The 16962-nt window shown below is 57.4% G+C and carries 13 protein-coding genes; 3 read left to right on the plus strand and 10 right to left on the minus strand.

The features are described 5' to 3' along the window. Positions 1-3 precede the first annotated feature (3 nt). The gene (locus tag NTX17_09565) at positions 4-1164 is read right to left on the minus strand and encodes a LacI family DNA-binding transcriptional regulator (protein ID MCX5801619.1); all 1161 of its coding nucleotides are present in this window, start codon (positions 1162-1164) and stop codon (positions 4-6) included. A 289-nt stretch (positions 1165-1453) separates the two neighbouring features. Here NTX17_09565 and NTX17_09570 point away from each other — a divergent pair, with 289 nt between their 5' ends. After that, positions 1454-1948 (plus strand): C-GCAxxG-C-C family protein, encoded by a 495-nt coding sequence (locus tag NTX17_09570; GenBank protein MCX5801620.1) that lies wholly within the window; start codon positions 1454-1456, stop codon positions 1946-1948. A 54-nt stretch (positions 1949-2002) separates the two neighbouring features. On the opposite strand, the gene NTX17_09575 is transcribed toward NTX17_09570, so the two are convergent. The 8 genes from NTX17_09575 to NTX17_09610 form a co-directional block, all read right to left on the minus strand. Continuing rightward, complete coding sequence (locus tag NTX17_09575) at positions 2003-3469, minus strand: hypothetical protein (GenBank protein ID MCX5801621.1); 1467 nt, start codon at positions 3467-3469, stop codon at positions 2003-2005. A gap of 15 nt (positions 3470-3484) precedes the next feature. Further along, positions 3485-4000: a hypothetical protein gene (locus tag NTX17_09580; GenBank protein MCX5801622.1), complete on the minus strand. Its 516-nt coding sequence runs from the start codon at positions 3998-4000 to the stop codon at positions 3485-3487. Positions 4001-4041: 41 nt separating this feature from the next. Continuing rightward, a complete protein-coding gene (gene accC / locus NTX17_09585) occupies positions 4042-5538 on the minus strand; it encodes an acetyl-CoA carboxylase biotin carboxylase subunit (protein ID MCX5801623.1) in 1497 nt (498 codons plus the stop codon). Beyond that, positions 5535-6326 (minus strand): enoyl-CoA hydratase/isomerase family protein, encoded by a 792-nt coding sequence (locus NTX17_09590; protein ID MCX5801624.1) that lies wholly within the window; start codon positions 6324-6326, stop codon positions 5535-5537. Before NTX17_09590 ends, accC begins: the two co-directional genes overlap by 4 nt. Positions 6327-6335: 9 nt before the next feature. After that, entirely contained in the window at positions 6336-7943 is a 1608-nt protein-coding gene (locus tag NTX17_09595) for a methylcrotonoyl-CoA carboxylase (protein MCX5801625.1), read from the minus strand. Between the two features lie 43 nt (positions 7944-7986). Then, positions 7987-8379 (minus strand): Zn-ribbon domain-containing OB-fold protein, encoded by a 393-nt coding sequence (locus NTX17_09600; protein MCX5801626.1) that lies wholly within the window; start codon positions 8377-8379, stop codon positions 7987-7989. Next, positions 8379-9536, minus strand: a complete 1158-nt coding sequence (locus NTX17_09605) for a thiolase domain-containing protein (protein ID MCX5801627.1) — start codon at positions 9534-9536, stop codon at positions 8379-8381. Before NTX17_09605 ends, NTX17_09600 begins: the two co-directional genes overlap by 1 nt. 70 nt (positions 9537-9606) lie before the next feature. Further along, the gene (locus NTX17_09610; GenBank protein MCX5801628.1) at positions 9607-10650 is read right to left on the minus strand and encodes a hydroxymethylglutaryl-CoA synthase; all 1044 of its coding nucleotides are present in this window, start codon (positions 10648-10650) and stop codon (positions 9607-9609) included. A 256-nt stretch (positions 10651-10906) separates the two neighbouring features. Between NTX17_09610 and NTX17_09615 the strand changes: the two genes are divergently transcribed. Next, positions 10907-11875 (plus strand): inositol monophosphatase family protein, encoded by a 969-nt coding sequence (locus NTX17_09615; GenBank protein ID MCX5801629.1) that lies wholly within the window; start codon positions 10907-10909, stop codon positions 11873-11875. Between the two features lie 83 nt (positions 11876-11958). Further along, complete coding sequence (locus NTX17_09620) at positions 11959-14442, plus strand: ATP-binding protein (GenBank protein MCX5801630.1); 2484 nt, start codon at positions 11959-11961, stop codon at positions 14440-14442. 149 nt (positions 14443-14591) lie between these two features. Here the strand turns inward: NTX17_09620 and NTX17_09625 are convergent, their stop codons facing one another. After that, the gene (locus NTX17_09625) at positions 14592-16895 is read right to left on the minus strand and encodes a transketolase (protein MCX5801631.1); all 2304 of its coding nucleotides are present in this window, start codon (positions 16893-16895) and stop codon (positions 14592-14594) included. Positions 16896-16962: the final 67 nt, after the last annotated feature.

Below are 16962 nucleotides of genomic sequence, written 5' to 3' on the forward strand. Positions count from 1 at the left end.
TCCTTAACCCTCTTTCCTGAGACTTGAGATCGCTCCTCTTGGTGTCTCCAAATGTGTCGTGACGTTGCAGCCGCAAGATTCGCGGACTATGAGCTCAGTAGCAACCGTCTCCTCCACCGGCCATTCCCCGGAACCGGAGAGTTTCTTGAGCAAGAGACTGGTAGCGAGACAGCCTATTTCGAACATGGGTTGCCTGAGCGTGGTGAGTCGTGGTTCGACGTACGAACCCAGCGCTATGTCATCAGCTCCTACCACGGCCAGGTCACCCGGGACGGCCATCCCTGCCTGCCTCGCGTATTCGATGCATCCGATCGCCATCATGTCGTTGCACGCAAAGACGGCACTCGGTCTATTCCTTCTGGAGAGAATTCTCCGGGCGGCCTCATACCCGCTCTGCTGCGAGAAGTCTCCGTACTCGACGTGGTTCCTTACGAACTGTAGACCGCAATCCGAGACGCCTCGTTTGTAACCTTGGTTTCTCCTGAGGCCCACGGTCGTGCTGTCCAGGCCACCGATGAACCCTATGCTTTTGTGACCCAGCGAGGCCAGATGAGACACGACGAGACGCGCACCGCCGAAGTTGTCCGCCACTACGCACGAGACCCCCGGGCGCCAACTATTGACGAGAACGGCGGTGCAGCCCCCTGCGAAAACCTCTCCGACGTAGGTGTCGGTGTCGAGCGTCCCAACCAGCAGCATCCCGTCAATCTGGCGCTCGCGAAAGAGTCTCACGTGCATCGAATCCTTGAGGAAGTTCTCGGTGACCATCTCTATGATCATGCGGTAGCCATTTGAACTGAGAACGTCGCTTATGCCGCTGATGGATTCGGAAAAGTAATAGTCGCTGAAAACGTGCGCGGATATCTTGGGGACCACGACCGCCACGATCATTGAACGCTTCCTCGCGAGACCCCTGGCCATGCAGTTGGGCTCGTAGCCCACCCTTTCAATAACCTCCCAGACCTTGGCCCGCGTAGAATGAGCTATGCGAGGGTCGCCGTTCAGCACCAGAGAAACCGTGGAGCGCGAGAATCCCGAGAGCCGTGCGATGTCCCTTATGGTGTGATGCGCCATGGGATCGTCAATCGCACGATTCCCTGCAACGGGCAGATTCCCAGACGAATTGGGACGGACGGAGACTGCGGAAGTGGAACGTCGAGACATGTTTGGTTTTCTCTGCTCTGCAGAGCGAACGTCGTTGGAGCGGTCCAAAAGACAACAACAAAAAAAGACATCTCGCAAGCAGTGGAATGATAGCACATTTGAGGCTTTTTTGCAAGCACAATACGAAGCACCAAAGGGGTTTTTCGCCACGACCTTCCCGTTTCCGATTGACGGGTGTGAAGGCTTCCACTAGCATGGGCTTCCGGGCACATTCTACCGGACATGTCTATCGTGCCGGCTGAACGCAGCCCGGATTCATTGGAACCGGTTGAGAACTTGGGGGGGTCACATGGTACGCGAGGACTACACCGACGGCGGAAGGAATGATATCGCCGCCAAAGCTGTTTCGCTCTTCATGGACACAGACTTCAACTGCGCCGAGAGTGTTCTTCTGGCTGCTGCAGAGTGCCTGACGAAGCGCACTCCCTCGATACCTTGTGTCGCGACTGCGTTCGGCGGAGGGATGGGAAGAAAGGGTTCGGTGTGCGGGGCGCTGACAGGCGCCCTCATGGCACTCGGTCAGATCTACGGGAGAAGCGAGCCGAAGGACGACAAAGAGAAAATCTATGCCCTCACGTGCGAACTCTACGATGGCTTCTCAAAGAAATTCGGAAGCCCATTTTGTGCCGAGCTTCTCGAGTGTGACCTCGGCACCGCAGAGGGAATGGACAAATATCACAAGCTAGCATTGCGTAGATTCAAGTGCAAGAATTACGTGGCGTTTTGCGGAGAGACTCTGACCCGCATGCTGAAACCTGCCGCGCCGAAGCCGAAAACTTCCTGATTGTAACCCGGCCGGTCGGAGGCAAAGCGGCAAACCCACCTCATTGCCGGGCGACTATCCCCTCTTTTCCAGCAACGCGGCGGCGCCAGCGAGATTGTCCGCGAATGCTCTTGCGTAGTCAGACTCGCGCAGCAACGAAGCCAACACCCTCGCTGCAAGCGGGACGGTTTCCTCGACGGGCAGGCAGTACTGCATTTCCAGGAATTTCGACCTTTCCTTCTCAACGACTCTACCGACGTCCTTGTTGCGTATGACAACGTCCGCCACCAGGCCGGCCAGCACCTCGAAGTCAGTCTCTCTCATTCCGAATCGCGTCATTTCCTGGACGCCGGTTCTGATTCCGCTCGAATTAATGAAGCTCTCGTCGTCAGGAAGAGCCTGGTAGTTGACGACGATGCCGTTTTGTTCGAGCCTTTGAGCGATTTCCTCACCCGTGCCGTACTTGCGCACCCTGACTATCACCTGGTGGGTCTGCGTGTAACCGTATGCGGAGTTTCCTTCAACATCAAGTCCGTGTTTCTTGAGATGACCCGCGAATGCCTTCGCATTCTTGATGACCTGCGCCTGGTACTCTTTCTTGAAGGCGTTCATCTCGTGGACGGCCAAGAGCAGCCCCAGAAGCGTTCCAAGATGATGATTGCTGGTCGAGCCGGGGAAAGCTCGACCCTTGATTTCCGTCCACAGACCGGCGTTGGGCGCGCCCTTTTCCATTGAACTCGCTATGACCCCTCTCTGCGGGCCGAAGAAGGTCTTGTGCGTGCTTCCTGTAACAAGCTCGGCTCCCTCGTCGAACGGCTTCTGGAACGCTCCGTACAGGCCCAGCACGTGAGCCATGTCGTACATCAGCGTCGGCCGAGGATTCATTCCTGTCGCTATCTGAGCGACTTCGCGCACGGGTTCGGGGTAGATGAACATGCTCTTTCCGAAGACAACAAGCTCCGGTTTTGCGGCCGTCATCAGCTCTTCCAGCTTCGAGACGTCCGCGCGATAGAGGTCGCCCTCGAGCACGGGAAAATTGACCACCCTCTCCTTTCCCGTCGCAGGGTCAACCTCGACGTAATTGAACAGCGCTCCCATGGGCTGGCTGCTCAAGTGTCCGCCCTTCGTGAGCTCGTTGTTCATGACGGCTCTCATGCGGGTGAAGGGCTTTCCCTGTGTCGCGTCACGATTCAGGAACTTCAGCATTGCCTTGAAAACGACTTCGTTCGCCATCTGGCCGCTTATCGGCCTCAGTTCCACCCTCGTGCATCCGAAATACTCGCACATGGCGGCCCTGGTTTCTTCTTCAACGTCGCGTATGAAATCCGTGCCCTGATAGAAATAGATCTCTTTGCCCTTGAGTGTTCTGTGCTCGGCGTATCTGCCCGCCGGGTCAGATATCTCGCACAACTTCACGAGGAGACTCGGGGTCGTCTCGGAGGGGATGAGGTTGAAGCACTTGTTCTGGCGCCAGAGATTGTTTGCAATCACCCTGTCGATGACCGATTCGATCTTCTCTCTGAGCATGTCATTCCTTCCCATCAGGCAGAGACCGCCTCAAGTTCCGGCGGAGGAAATCGGTTCCAGTTCCACGAGCGGCGAGCCGAAGTTCACAGAATCGCCCGCCCCGACGTTCACGCGCTTGACACGAGCTTCGCTGCCGGCGCGGATGTTGTTCTCCATTTTCATGGACTCGACGACCACCAAGACCTGGTTGGCCTTCACCACTTCCCCTTCGGCGACCGACACCTTCACTATGACACCGGGCATCGGAGCGCAGACGACTTCCTCTGCCTTTAACGTTCCGCCGATTTCGGATTTCCGCCTGGCTCCCGAGGCCGGTTTGGCAATGCAGTATTGTCGGCCTGCGACAAAAACGTAGAATTTTCCGTCGCTCTCCGCGGCGTGGGTGACGAAGGACTTCCCGGAAGCACTAATCCAGAAAGTGCAGGGTCCGACGGGAAGAACGTCGGCCTCGATGGTCTCGTCGCCGAACTTGACGAGCCAGAAACCGCCCTTCTCCTCTACGTTGAGTTTCTCTTCCCTTTCGCCTACGACGAACACGAACTCCATTTCTTGCCTTTCACCGTTTTCTCAAGGCTCGCCAAAGCTTCTCATCCGGTCCCGGCGATCCGCCACCTGTTGTTGGATTTCCAGGGAGAGAAGGTCTCTCTCGTCGCGACCCCTGTCTTGACAGTGGAGCTGCTCTTGCCAAGCGCCGCGGCCAAGAGTGCGATCTTGAGCTCCAAGGGATCTCCCTCGGCCGGTTTCCACTCCGAAAAGTACTCGGGAATGAACCCGGTGTGGGTCCTGCCTTCGGCGAAGGCGGGGTGTTCCATCACGTCTGCGAGGAAGGGGATCGTGGTCTTTATACCCAGAATCACGTATTGTCTCAGGGCGGATGCCATCCTCCGCCGCGCTTGCTCTCTCGTCTCGTCCCACACGACAAGCTTCGAGAGTATAGGATCGTAGTGAACCGAAACCTCGCAACCGCTCCAGATTCCGCTGTCGCATCGAATGCCCGGCCCCGCGGGTTCTTTCACGAAGAGAATCTTGCCCGCGCACGGGAGAAAACCGTTCTCCGGATCCTCTGCATAAATTCGACATTCGATGGCGTGCCCGCGCTGACGCAGGTCTTCTTGTTTGAGCGAAAGCCTCTCGCCGGAAGCAACACGGATCTGTTGCTTCACCAAGTCCACCCCGACCACCGCCTCCGTTATGGGATGCTCAACCTGAACTCGCGCGTTCACCTCAAGGAAGTAGAACTTCCCCGCCTGATCCAAAAGAAACTCTACCGTCCCTGCATTTGTGTAGCCCGCCGTTCTCGCCACTTGAACCGCGACGTTGCCCATCTTCTCTCTGAGCTCTCCGCCGAGGGCAACGGACGGGGTCTCTTCGACAATCTTCTGATAGCGCCGTTGTATGGAACACTCTCTTTCGAAAAGGTGAACGACGTTGCCTTGGGTGTCGGCCAGTATTTGAAACTCGATGTGTCTCGGCCGCTCTATGTATTTCTCGAGATAAATGGTGTCGTCTCCGAAGGCCGACCTCGCTTCTCTCATGCACGCTGCGAGAGAGTCCTCGAGCTCCTTTGCGTCTCGAACTATCCGCATCCCCTTACCGCCACCGCCACCCGCAGCTTTCACGAGAACGGGATAACCCATCTGATTGGCCTCGCCCGCCAGCGAACCCGCGTCGTTACATCCGCCCATCATGCCAGGAATGACCGGAATGCCCGCCTTGACCATCGTCTTTCTGGATTCGACCTTGTTTCCGAGAAGCCTCATGGCCTCGTGGTTTGGCCCGATGAATGTGATGCCCTCTTCCGCGCAGCGCCGGGCGAAATCGGAGTTCTCGGCCAGAAACCCGTAGCCGGGATGAACGGCGTCGGCTCCAGCCTGTTTCGCGGCGCCCATGATTTTTTCGATGTTGAGGTAGCTCTCGAGCGGCTGAGGGGGTCCGATGCAGATCGCCTCGTCCGCAAACTGAACGTGAAGGCTTCCTTTGTCCGAGGTCGAATAGACGGCAACGGTAGGTATGCCCATTTCGCGGCAGGCCTTCATGACCCTGAGAGCAATCTCGCCCCTATTCGCAACAAGGATCTTGTTCATGTGGACCAGCGGGGTTTCCGTTTCTCCAGGAATGCCTTCATTCCTTCCTGACCTTCGTCGCTCACCCTCAAGTTCGCTATGGCCTCGGCCGTCATTTTCTTGGCCTCGTCAAGGCTCATGGCGGGGACCTTTCTCAGAAGTTCTTTACAGATGGCAATGGCTTTCGGCCCGCTCGAAATGAGCCTCTCGACAAGCGCTGAAACGGCGTTGTCCAGATCGCCTGGCTCAACAACTTCGTTCACGAGCCCAAGCCGCATGGCTTTTTCTGCGGTGAGTCTCTCTCCCGTCAACATGAATTCTCGGCAGGCGCCCTCCCCTGCCTTGCGGATGACGTACGGCGAGATGCACGCGGGTACAAGTCCGAGCTTCACTTCACTCAAGCTGAAACGCGCGTCGGACGCAGCCACGGCAATATCGCAAGCGGCCACGAAACCCATGCCGCCGCCGACGGCGGCTCCGTTCACCCTGGCAATCGTGGGGAGCGGCAGAGAATAAATGGAGTACATTAGTTCGGAAATGTCCAGGGACTCGCTCAAGTTTTCCTCGAAAGAGTAGTCCTTCACCCTCTTCATCCAGTTGAGGTCGGCTCCCGCACAAAAGCTCTTGCCGGCCCCCGTGAACACGACCACCCTCACGTCGCGAGCTTCGCGAAGCTTACGAAACACTTCAAGTAACTCCGTTATCATGCTGTCATTGAAAGCGTTATGTACCTCGGGCCTATTAAGGATGACCTTGACCACGAGCCCCTCGGCTTCGCAGCGGATGGTTCTGAAGTCCTCCTCAAACATCTGTCTTCCTCACATCCTGAACACGCCGAACTTGTGTTCGGGGATCGGGGTGTTTAGAGCGGTAGAGATTCCAAGAGCAAGACACATGCGCGTATCGAGCGGATCTATTATCCCGTCGTCCCAGAGCCTTGCCGTGGAGTAATAGGCGCTGGACTCCTCTTCGTATTTCTTCAAGATCGGCTCCTTCATCCGCTCCTGCTCTTCCCCAGTCAGAGTCTTACCCTGCTTCCTAAGCGCGTCCACCTTCACTCTCACGAGCACGCTGGCTGCTTGCTCACCACCCATCACACATATTTTCGCGGTGGGCCACATCCAGAGCAGCCTGGCGCCGTACGCTCTGCCGCACATGGCGTAGTTCCCGGCCCCGTACGATCCGCCCACGATGACGGTGAACTTGGGGACGTCGGCGTTCGCCACTGCGTGGACAAGCTTGGCCCCGTCCCTCGCAATTCCGCCGTGCTCGTATTTCCTACCCACTATGAAGCCCGTGATGTTCTGCAGAAAAACGAGAGGAATCTTTCTCACCGCGCACAGTTCTATGAAGTGTGCACCCTTCAAGGAACTTTCCGAGAAGAGCACACCGTTGTTTGCAAGTATCCCCACGGGGTAGCCCATTATCCGAGCGAACCCGCACACGAGAGTCGTGCCGTAAAGCTCCTTGAACTCGTGGAATCTGCTGCCGTCAACGATTCTGGCTATCACTTCCCTCACGTCGAACTGCGTCTTCAGATCCTTAGGGATGACACCGTAGAGTTCTTTCGGGTCGTACTGCGGCTCTTCCGGCTCGGCCATGTCCAGCCTGAATTTCTCCTGAGTGTTCAGGTTTTCCACTATGTTCCTGGCGATTTCAATCGCGTGAGCGTCGTTGCTGGCGTAGTGATCGCTGACTCCCGATATCCTACAGTGCACGTCGGCACCACCGAGCTCCTCGTCCGTGACGTCTTCGCCGGTGGCGGCTTTGACGAGCGGGGGTCCTCCGATGAAGATCGTGCCCTGTTGCCTCACGATTACGGTCTCGTCGCTCATGGCGGGCACGTAGGCGCCTCCCGCAGTACAGGAACCCAGCACGACGGACACCTGGGGAATGTTGAGCGCGGAAAGCCTTGCCTGGTTGTAGAAGATTCTGCCGAAGTGATCTCTGTCCGGAAACGTGCCCGACTGCAGGGGCAGGAAGATTCCGCCGGAATCGACGAGATAAACGCAGGGCAGGCGGTTTTCCATGGCGATTTCCTGCGCCCTGACGTGCTTCTTTATCGTCATGGGGAAATACGTGCCGCCCTTCACCGTGGCGTCGTTGGCGACGACCAGCACTTCCTTGCCGTGAACGACGCCTATCCCGGTCACCATGCTGGCGGCGGGAGCTTCGTTGTCATACATGCCGTAAGCGGCCAGAGCGCTGAGTTCCAGGAAAGGTGAGTTTCTGTCGAAAAGAAGGTCGAGTCTTTCTCGTACTGTGAGTTTACCCCGCGACTTGTGCTTTTCGATTGCGGAAGGAGGACCGCCCTTCTTCACTTGATCGAGTCTCTGCTTGAGCCCGGCCACGGCCTCTTCCATGGTGAGCTTGTTCTCTTTGAATTCAGGGTCCTGAGGATTGATCTGTGATTCAAGTACGTACATTGTCAATCACCTTCGCACGCGCCTTCGCGCATGTTCGAAAGACCTAGCTTACAGGCACGCACTTGTACCCGTAGCAGAGTATGCCCGCGCTTCCGTCCTCTTGAATGCGGCGGAATTCCACTCTCACCTTCTGGCCCACGTGTATCTTGTCGAGCGGACAATCGACTATTTGCGTGGTGATCTTGACGCCGCCATCGAGCTCGACAATTCCTACGGCGTACGGCGCCTGGTCAGAGAATTGAGACGGAGCCACGCGTATCACGGTGAAGGTCCGCACAACGCCGCCCTCGGACAACCTCACGGCATCAAACTCCATGCTCCCACACTTCGGGCACTTGCTTCTAGGCGGGAAGCAAATCCTCCCGCAGCGTTTGCATTTCTCTGCCTCGAGACGATATCTCTGCGGGATTTCCCTCCAATAACGTGCCGGAAACATCAGGCCACCTCCAGTATGTGTACGACGGTGCTGCCGCCTGTTCCACCCATGTTCTGAGTCAGCCCTCTCCTTGCACCCTTGACTTGTCTCTTTCCTGACTCGCCTCTCAATTGCTCGGTAATCTCAACGATCTGAGCGACGCCCGTGGCTCCCACGGGGTGCCCCTTCGACTTAAGCCCACCGCTCGTGTTGACGGGGATGCGACCCCCGAGAGCAGTGAGTCCGCTCTCCGCGGCTTTTCCGCCCTCCCCTCTCTCAACGAAACCCAAGGCTTCGATAACACAAATCTCTGCGATCGTGAAGCAGTCGTGGACCTCCGCGAGACTTATGTCGGAGGGCCCCACGCCTGCCATCTTGTACGCTCGCTCGGCCGCTCTCTTCGTCGCGGCGAATTCACAGAAGTCTTCCCTGTCGTGCAGGGCGATTGTGTCAGTGGAGCTGCCAGAGCCTGTGACCTTGATCAGCGGTTTCTTCGTGAACTTCTTCGCCGCGTCAAGAGGACAGAGAATCACGGCAGCGGCCCCGTCAGTTATCGGTGAACAGTCCAGTATGCGCAGCGGGTCCGCCACCAGGACCGATTTCAGTACCGCGTCGACCGTTATTTCGTATGGGTATTGGGCCCTGGGGTTCATCGCACCATGCTTGTGATTCTTCACGGCGACGTGAGCAATCTGTTCCCTGGTCGTACCGAACCGCCTCATGTGATCGCTCGCCATCATGGCGTAGAGCCCGGGAAAAGTCACGCCCTGGTAGCCCTCGTACTCCTGGTCCGCCGCCGTGGCGAGCGCGTAAGTGGCACCGTCTCCGCTCACGTCAGTCATTTTCTCAACGCCGCCCACGAGCACGATGTCGCTAATTCCAGAGGCGACCTCGATGTATCCGCTCCTGAAGGCGACGCCCCCGGAGGCGCAGGCAGACTCGACTCTCGCGGCTGATATTCCGGCGACCCCCACGTAGTCTGCAAGTAGAGAGGCCAGATGCTCCTGGCCGACAAAAAGCCCGCTGCTCATGCAGCCGACGTACATCGAGTCAATTTTGTCAACACCGGCATCGCCGATGGCCGCCAGAGCGGCGTCAACAAATATCTGTCTCAAGGATTTCTTCCAGAGCTCCCCCCACTGGCTCATTCCCACTCCGATTACTGCGACTTCGCGCATACGCACCTCCACCGCGGAAATCTAGGTTTGCCGACCATTCACTCTCACGTCCGTATCCGTTCCCGGGCGCCTATTCGTTCTTGAGAATCTTTCCTCTGAACTTGGCATAGACGCCATACTCGATGTAGCTCTTCCTATCCAACTGCTGTCTCGTTTTCGGAGCCAGATTCTGCACCTTCTCGATTTCCTTTGTCACCTCGAAGACGAACGCATCACTTCCGGCTCCCGAACCGTACGAGGTCATGAAGATCTTGTCTCCGGGTTTCGCTACGTCAAGGATTGCGGTCAATCCCATGGGCGAAGAACCGGAATAAGTATTGCCTAGAATCGGTGAGAGCCAGCCGGTTTCCAGTTGTTCCTTCTTGAAGCCCAGCTTCTGTCCCACCTGCATCGGGAATTTGCCGTTGGGCTGATGGAAGACTGCGTAAGCGAAATCCTGCGGCTTCAGGCTCATTTTTTCCATCATCTGCGTTGCGGCAGTGGTGACGTGGCGGAAATACGCCTGCTCACCGGTGAAACGGCCGCCGTGTCTGGGATAATACTCGTACTCTCGTCTCCAGAAATCGGGAGTGTCCGTCATGAAGGTGTGCGTGCCCAGCACCTTCGCCACTCCGTCTTCCTTTCCGAAGATGAAGGCAGCAGCGCCGGCTGCAGCGGAGTATTCGAGGGCATCGCCCGGCGCTCCCTGCGACGTGTCGGCGCCTATTGCCAAGCCGTACTTGACCATACCGCCCTGGACAAGACCTATACAAACGAACATCGCCTCGCTTCCCGCCTTGCACGCAAACTCGAAGTCTGCACAGTGCGTGTTCGGCGAGGTCCCTATGGCTTCAGAGACGACCGTACCGCTGGGCTTCACGGCGTACGGATGGGATTCGGAACCGACGTAAGTGGCTTCTATGAGGGACGGGTTGATTTTGGCCCGCTTCAAGGCATTCCTGGCGGCTTCAACGGACATCGTTATCGTGTCCTGGTCCGGCGAAGGGACGGATTTCTCGACGAGCATGAGTCCCCTCTTGTAGCTCTCGGCGTCCGCACCCCAGACCTTGGCGATCTCCTCAACTTTGATGCGATGCATGGGCACGTAGGCTCCGTAGCCGACTATTCCTGCCATGACTTCCTCCTTCCCTCGTTTTCCTTCCCTGTCTCAAGAAAAGGCATAGGTTCTCACGAAACTGGTGCGAGACGAGCGGGTGTAACGACACAACTAGCCAAGATTCAGATGATAGCATCTCTGCCGATAATCGTCAATCTTGTCCGAGCACCATGGGGTGCGAGGAATGCACGGGCGTCGCGCGATCACGCACACAACGGTCACTGACCGCACTACCCTTGACTACGCGGGGGCCCTCTGGCATTATTGGAAAGATATGAACCAAGCTCAAGTCAAGCTCATGTTCCGAGCCGCCGCCAAAGCCGCAAAGGCGGCCGGCAGGATTCTCAAGTCAAGGGCTTCCCTCAGGAAGAGGGTGACCTACAAGGGCAGAGTGAATCTTGTCACAGAGGTGGACACGCTCTCCGAGGCGACCATAGTCAGCTACCTGGCGGCACGATTCCCGAATCATTCATTCCTGGCGGAAGAAGGCGGCGTTACCCAATCCGGCTCCGAGTTCCAGTGGGTGATAGACCCCCTCGACGGCACAACCAACTACGTCCACGGCTATCCCATTTACTCCGTTTCAATTGCCCTTCGCCGTCGTGAGTCCACCGTGCTGGGCGTCGTCTATGACCCAAACCTGGACGAGCTCTTCGGAGCAATCGAAGGCGGCGGCGCGCATCTCAACGGAAAGAAGATACGAGTGTCCGCCACGGCTTCCTTGTCCCAGAGCCTGCTCGCAACCGGTTTCCCTTACGACGTTCGAGAGAGCAAGAATAACAACCTCGACCACTTTTCCAATTTCGCCGTGCGGGCGCAGGCCGTGCGACGCGGAGGCTCTGCCGCCCTGGACCTTTGCCAGGTAGCCTGTGGCAGGCTGGATGGTTTCTGGGAGCTCAAGCTTGGCCCCTGGGACACGGCCGCGGGCGCCTTGATCGTCAAGGAGGCCGGCGGAACGCTGACCGATTTCAGCGGCAACGACTTCGATATATTCAAGAAAGAAATCGCGGCTTCGAATGGGAAGATTCACAAGGAGATGCTGAGGACGCTCGAGCTGTCTCTCGACAACGCTCGGCGCACAAGAGGCGGTTCTCGCCCTCGGCGCACCAAGAATGGCTCACGCGCCCGCAGCGCAGGGGGCGGGCCCGGATCGCAGCAGTTCCGCTCGCGTGCGAAGCACACTCGGGGCTTGAGGTCCCCACTCTCGCGCACGGACGGCAGGCGGAACGGCGTAGGGCGTTGACGAACTTCCGCGCCTGTGTCAGACTCTCTACCTCGAAATGAAAACAGGCCGCGCGCCTGAACTTCCAACGTGGAGGCAAAGAAGTGAAAGAAAGAAAACTCCCCGAGGTTCCCGTTTCCAAGCTCAGGTGGAAGTGCCCGATCGAGAAACTTGACTTCAACTCTACCAAGGACGTCGAACCCTGCACAAAGATCATCGGCCAGGAGCGGGCTCTGAAGGCCGTGCGGCTCGGGCTGGAAATTGAGAGCGCGGGTTTCAACATCTACGTAGCAGGTTTTGTCGGGACAGGCAGAAACTCGACCATAAAGAGACTCCTCGAAGAGCTGGAAAAGGGGGAGACTCCTCCGGACGACCTCTGCTACGTGAACAACTTCAAGAATCCAGATGTGCCGACCTTGATCACGCTTCCGGCGGGAAAAGGAAAAGTCCTGAGGCGCGACATAAATCTGTTGATAGAGACTCTGCGAAGAAACGTGCCCCTCATCTTTGAGGACGAGCGCTATCAGGAGAACAAGAAGAAGCTTCTCGAATCGTTCAAGAGCAAAGAAAAGGAAATCCTAAAGGCTCTGGAGAAGCGCGTCGAAACGGACGGCTTCGTCCTGGCTCAGGTCCAGACGGGTCCCTTCACGAGACCGGAAGTGCTTCCAGTGGTCGGAGAAAACGCAGTCTCGATGGAGACTCTCGAGAAATACGTGGAGGAAGGCAAGTACAAGCAAGAGGATCTGGACCAGAAGAAGGTGCAATACGAACACCTATCCGGAGACCTCGAGGCCGCCTTCAAGGACGTGAGGAAGATCGAGAAGCAGATGAAGGCCGAGCTCGACAATTTCGACATGGTCGCCGTCATGCCTCTCGTCAAGGACGCCATAGGGGAGCTCAAGCAAAAGTACGCGAAATATCCAAAGCTCCTGGTTTACGTTGAAGAGGTGCAGACTGACATCATCCAGAACATCGACAAGTTCAAGCCCAAGGTGGAGCAGCCGGCAATGCTGGCGCCCTTCATGCCGTTCCAACCGAGGACGGATGAATTCCTTGAATACGAAGTGAACGTCGTCGTAGACAATTCTGAGATAAAGGGAAGGCCGGTCATAATCGAGACCACGCCGACCTACAGGAATCTCTTCGGTTCGATCGAGAGAGTCGTCGGCAGGTTCGGCGAATGGAAGAGCGACTTCACGCGCATAAAGGCCGGGTCTCTGATGAAGGCCAACGGAGGCTACCTCGTCTTGAACGCTCTTGACGTGCTCACCGAACCGGGCGCGTGGAACGCGCTCAAGCGCACGATAAGAAACAGAATTATAGAGATGCAGCCTTACGATCCTTTCTACTTGTTCGGCGGCACTTCTCTCAAGCCGGAACCTGTGGATTTCAAGTTGAAGGTCGTAATGATAGGCGACGCCTACCTCTACTCCCTCCTCTACGCCTACGACGAGGATTTCAGGAAGACCTTCAAGATAAAGGCGGACTTCGACACCGTGATGAAGCGGAGCAAGGACACAATCTACGACTACGCGTGCTTCATCGCCAAAGTCTGTAGGGACGAAGGACTTCGTCACTTCGACAAGAGCGGCGTCGCCGCCGTTGCCGAATACGCCGTGAGGCTGGCCGGAAACCAGGAAAAGCTCACCGCGCGCTTTCTCCAGATCGCCGACATAGTGAAAGAGGCGAACTACTGGGCCTCCAAGGACCGCGGCGAGCTTGTTCAGGGGAAGCACGTCGAGAGGGCGATCTACGAAAAGATCTACCGCGTGAAGCTCATTGAAGAGAAGATACAGGAGCTCATTGAGCGCGGCATTCTGATGATCGACATAGAGGGCGCCAGCGTGGGTCAGGTGAACGGGCTTGCGGTGTACGACCTCGGCGATCACGTTTTTGCCAAGCCCTCAAAGATCACGGCGCAGACTTCCCTGGGTAGGGCCGGCATCATAAACATAGAGAGAGAAGCCAACTTGAGCGGCCGCACTCACGACAAGGGCGTGCTCATAATGACCGGCTACGTGAGGGCGATGTATGCCCGCAAGAGACCCCTGACGCTGAGCGCAAGCCTCTGCTTCGAGCAATCGTATGCCGGAGTGGAAGGAGACAGCGCCTCCGCTGCCGAGCTCTTTGCGTTCATGTCGAGCCTGGCCGAGGTGCCCCTGAGACAGGACATAGCCGTTACGGGCTCGGTGAACCAGAAGGGAGAAATCCAGCCGATCGGAGGCGTGAACGAGAAGATCGAAGGCTTTTTCGACGTCTGCAAGGCGAACGAGCTCACCGGCACGCAGGGGGTGATAATCCCGGAGCGGAACGTGCAGGAGCTGATGCTGAGGAACGACGTCGTGCAGGCCGCGCAGGAAGGCAAGTTCCACATCTACACGATGAAGAAGGTCGAGGACGGGATTGCGATATTGACCGGCATGCCGGCCGGCGAGCGCGGCAAGAACGGAGAATACCCCAAGGGAACCGTCAACCACCTGGTCGACAAGAAGCTCCTCCAGATGAGCGAGCAAATGAAGGAATTCGGCGAGAAATCCAGGGGCGAGGAAGAAGAGGCGCCGAAGAAGGCGGAGAAGGGCCGAGGATAGGCGGGAGACAAGAGATCACGTCAACGGCGGAGGACTTGCCAAGAAACGAATCGCCGTCCTCCCGAGCAAGTCACTGCTCATGTGAAGGACGGCGTTCTATTGACAGCCTCGCCGAGCGGCCATCCACTCGTCGAGCAAATTGCTGGACGTTATCTCTTCCTAGCGCGCCTCGTGCTGCCCCGCTTCGGCTTGCCGATGGAAGAGGCTTTCTTCCGAGCAGAGGCAGACCTCGCCTTTGCGGAGGATGCTTTTCTCGGCCTGGAAGGCTTGCGGACTTTCGCGCGCCTCATCACTCCAGTCACCTTGATCGATGTCGTGCGCTTCCCGGCTTTCGCCTCGCTGCCCGCCGTCTTCACCGTCGCCTTCGCACGCTTCCCAGCCTGCGGACGCTGGGCCGTCCCAACCACCTTACCAGTCCCCTTCCCCGGCTTCGCCCCTTTCCTCTTTGCGAAGTCATAGAGTTCCTTCGCCTTCTGGGCAATGTGCTCCGCACTCACTTCAAACTCTTTGATGAGTTCCCACGGCTTCCCGGATTCACCGAATCTGTCTTTCACGCCGATCATGCCCATGATTGCAGGCAGGCCGTAGGCTTCCTTCGCTTCCGCAACAACTGCTGCAACAAGGTTGCCGAGCCCGCCGACCTGATGCTCCTCCGCGCTCACGACGATTCCCGTCTCCACGCACGCTCTCACTATGGTGCGCTTGTCCAAGGGTTTCACCGTGTGCATGTTCACGATTCTCGTTTCCAGGCCGTACTCCTCCTTGAGGATGTAAGCCGCCCTCATCGCCTCGGGAACTTCCGGACCACAGGCTATTATTGTGAGATCCTCGTTTTCGTTCTTGTACTTGGACGAAAGCACCGTCTCGAAGGCGTCCATGAAATTGTCCTTCTCGCCCCTGAGCCTGATCACGTTGGCTTCACCAAACTTGAAAGGCGTGGCGGCGTTGGTGACAATCGGCGTGGCCTCTCTCGCAAATCTCAAGTACTTGGGGCCGAACACGTCGAAGAGCAACATCTTGCCCGCCTTCGCCGTTTCGATGGAGTCGCAGGGCACGACCACGTTCATGTTCGGAAGGCCACACATCTGGAATAACTCTTCGAGAGCCTGGTGAGTGGCGCCGTCAGGCCCCACGGAGACACCACCGTGGGCGCCGGCTATGAAGACGTTGAAGTTCCCGTAGCAGACGGTTGTCCTCAATTGGTCAAGGTTCCTGCCGGAGGCAAAGACTCCGTACGTGCCGAACACGGGGAGCTTCCCTTCTTTTGCCAAACCGGCGGCAACGCCCGTCGCGCTCTGCTCGGCAATTCCCATGCTCAAGAATCTGTCGCTCCTGTGAGGATGCTTCGCATGGAACTCGCTGATTGCGATGGACCCTGAAATGTCGGCTCCAAGACAAACAACTCTCTCGTCGTCGCCCGTTTCTCTCAGGGCGCAGCCGAACCCAAACCTCGTGGGATCCATCTGAGCTTTCATGCGCGGCCCCGTGTTCCAGAAATAGTCCCTCGAGAACTTGGGCATCTTGGCGTCGAGCTTCCTGTCGGCGGACGCCTGATAGCGCTTCGCCTTCTCCATGAGCCTCTCCACGGGAAGCTTGTCCCTCAGGCCCAGTTGGGTGAGTCCGTCGAGCATCTGCTCATAGCTGGGCACCTTGCCGTGCCAGCCGGCCACGTTCTCCATGAAACTCACGCCCTTTCCCTTGATGGTGTGGGCGATTATCACGGTGGGCTTACCCTTGAAGTTCTTGGCTTGCTCGAAGGCGTTCAGTATTTGCGTCATGTCGTGGCCGTCTATTTCTATGACGTTCCAGCCGAAGCTCTCGTATTTCTTGTTCAGAGGGTCGATGTCCATTACTTCTTCGACCCAGCCGTCGATCTGGAGCCTGTTCTTGTCAACGATGCCGCAGAGGTTGTCGAGCTTGTAGTGGCCGGCTTCCATCGCGGCCTCCCAAATCTGTCCCTCCTGCTGCTCGCCGTCGCCCATGAAGCAGTAGACTCTGTAGTCGCGATTGTCGAGCTTTGCGGCAAGAGCAATCCCGTTTGATATGCTCAGGCCCTGGCCGAGCGACCCCGTCGAAGCCTCTACGCCGGTGAGTTTGAGCCAGTGCGGATGCCCCTGGAAAGGACTGTAGAGCTTCCTCAGGGTCACGACCTCCTCGATGTCGAAGTAGCCGCTCATCCCGAGGCAGAGATAGAGGGACGGGGCCTTGTGTCCGGTTGACCAGAGTATCCGGTCTCTCCCCTCCCAGTGGGGATTCTTGGGGTCGTGCTTGGCCACGTTCAGGTAAACAGCGGCCGCAATGTCCATGATCGAGAGTGTACCGCCGGCATGGCCTGACCCTGCGGCAGTAAGACAGATGAGGTTGTAGCCTCGAAGCAGCTTGGCGGCGTCAGCCAGCTCCGGTGCCGAAAGCTGCTTAAGAATTTCGCCGCTTCTTGAATCGATTATTGGCATAGTTCCTCCCGTGAACTACAAGAACGTGTGCGAAATCAATCTAAAAAAGGATGGAGGAAGCCGGCGA

The sequence above is a fragment of the Candidatus Eisenbacteria bacterium genome, from assembly GCA_026388185.1.
In the GTDB taxonomy this organism is placed as follows: domain Bacteria; phylum Eisenbacteria; class RBG-16-71-46; order JAFGJU01; family JAFGJU01; genus JAPLKG01.

Bases quoted from the DNA above. Each gene is read 5' to 3' on its own strand.
- NTX17_09565 (MCX5801619.1), bottom strand. From the start codon at position 1,164: ATGTCTCGACGTTCCACTTCCGCAGTCTCCGTCCGTCCCAATTCGTCT.
- NTX17_09570 (MCX5801620.1), top strand. From the start codon at position 1,454: ATGGTACGCGAGGACTACACCGACGGCGGAAGGAATGATATCGCCGCC.
- NTX17_09575 (MCX5801621.1), bottom strand. From the start codon at position 3,469: ATGGGAAGGAATGACATGCTCAGAGAGAAGATCGAATCGGTCATCGAC.
- NTX17_09580 (MCX5801622.1), bottom strand. From the start codon at position 4,000: ATGGAGTTCGTGTTCGTCGTAGGCGAAAGGGAAGAGAAACTCAACGTA.
- accC (MCX5801623.1), bottom strand. From the start codon at position 5,538: ATGAACAAGATCCTTGTTGCGAATAGGGGCGAGATTGCTCTCAGGGTC.
- NTX17_09590 (MCX5801624.1), bottom strand. From the start codon at position 6,326: ATGTTTGAGGAGGACTTCAGAACCATCCGCTGCGAAGCCGAGGGGCTC.
- NTX17_09595 (MCX5801625.1), bottom strand. From the start codon at position 7,943: ATGTACGTACTTGAATCACAGATCAATCCTCAGGACCCTGAATTCAAA.
- NTX17_09600 (MCX5801626.1), bottom strand. From the start codon at position 8,379: ATGTTTCCGGCACGTTATTGGAGGGAAATCCCGCAGAGATATCGTCTC.
- NTX17_09605 (MCX5801627.1), bottom strand. From the start codon at position 9,536: ATGCGCGAAGTCGCAGTAATCGGAGTGGGAATGAGCCAGTGGGGGGAG.
- NTX17_09610 (MCX5801628.1), bottom strand. From the start codon at position 10,650: ATGGCAGGAATAGTCGGCTACGGAGCCTACGTGCCCATGCATCGCATC.
- NTX17_09615 (MCX5801629.1), top strand. From the start codon at position 10,907: ATGAACCAAGCTCAAGTCAAGCTCATGTTCCGAGCCGCCGCCAAAGCC.
- NTX17_09625 (MCX5801631.1), bottom strand. From the start codon at position 16,895: ATGCCAATAATCGATTCAAGAAGCGGCGAAATTCTTAAGCAGCTTTCG.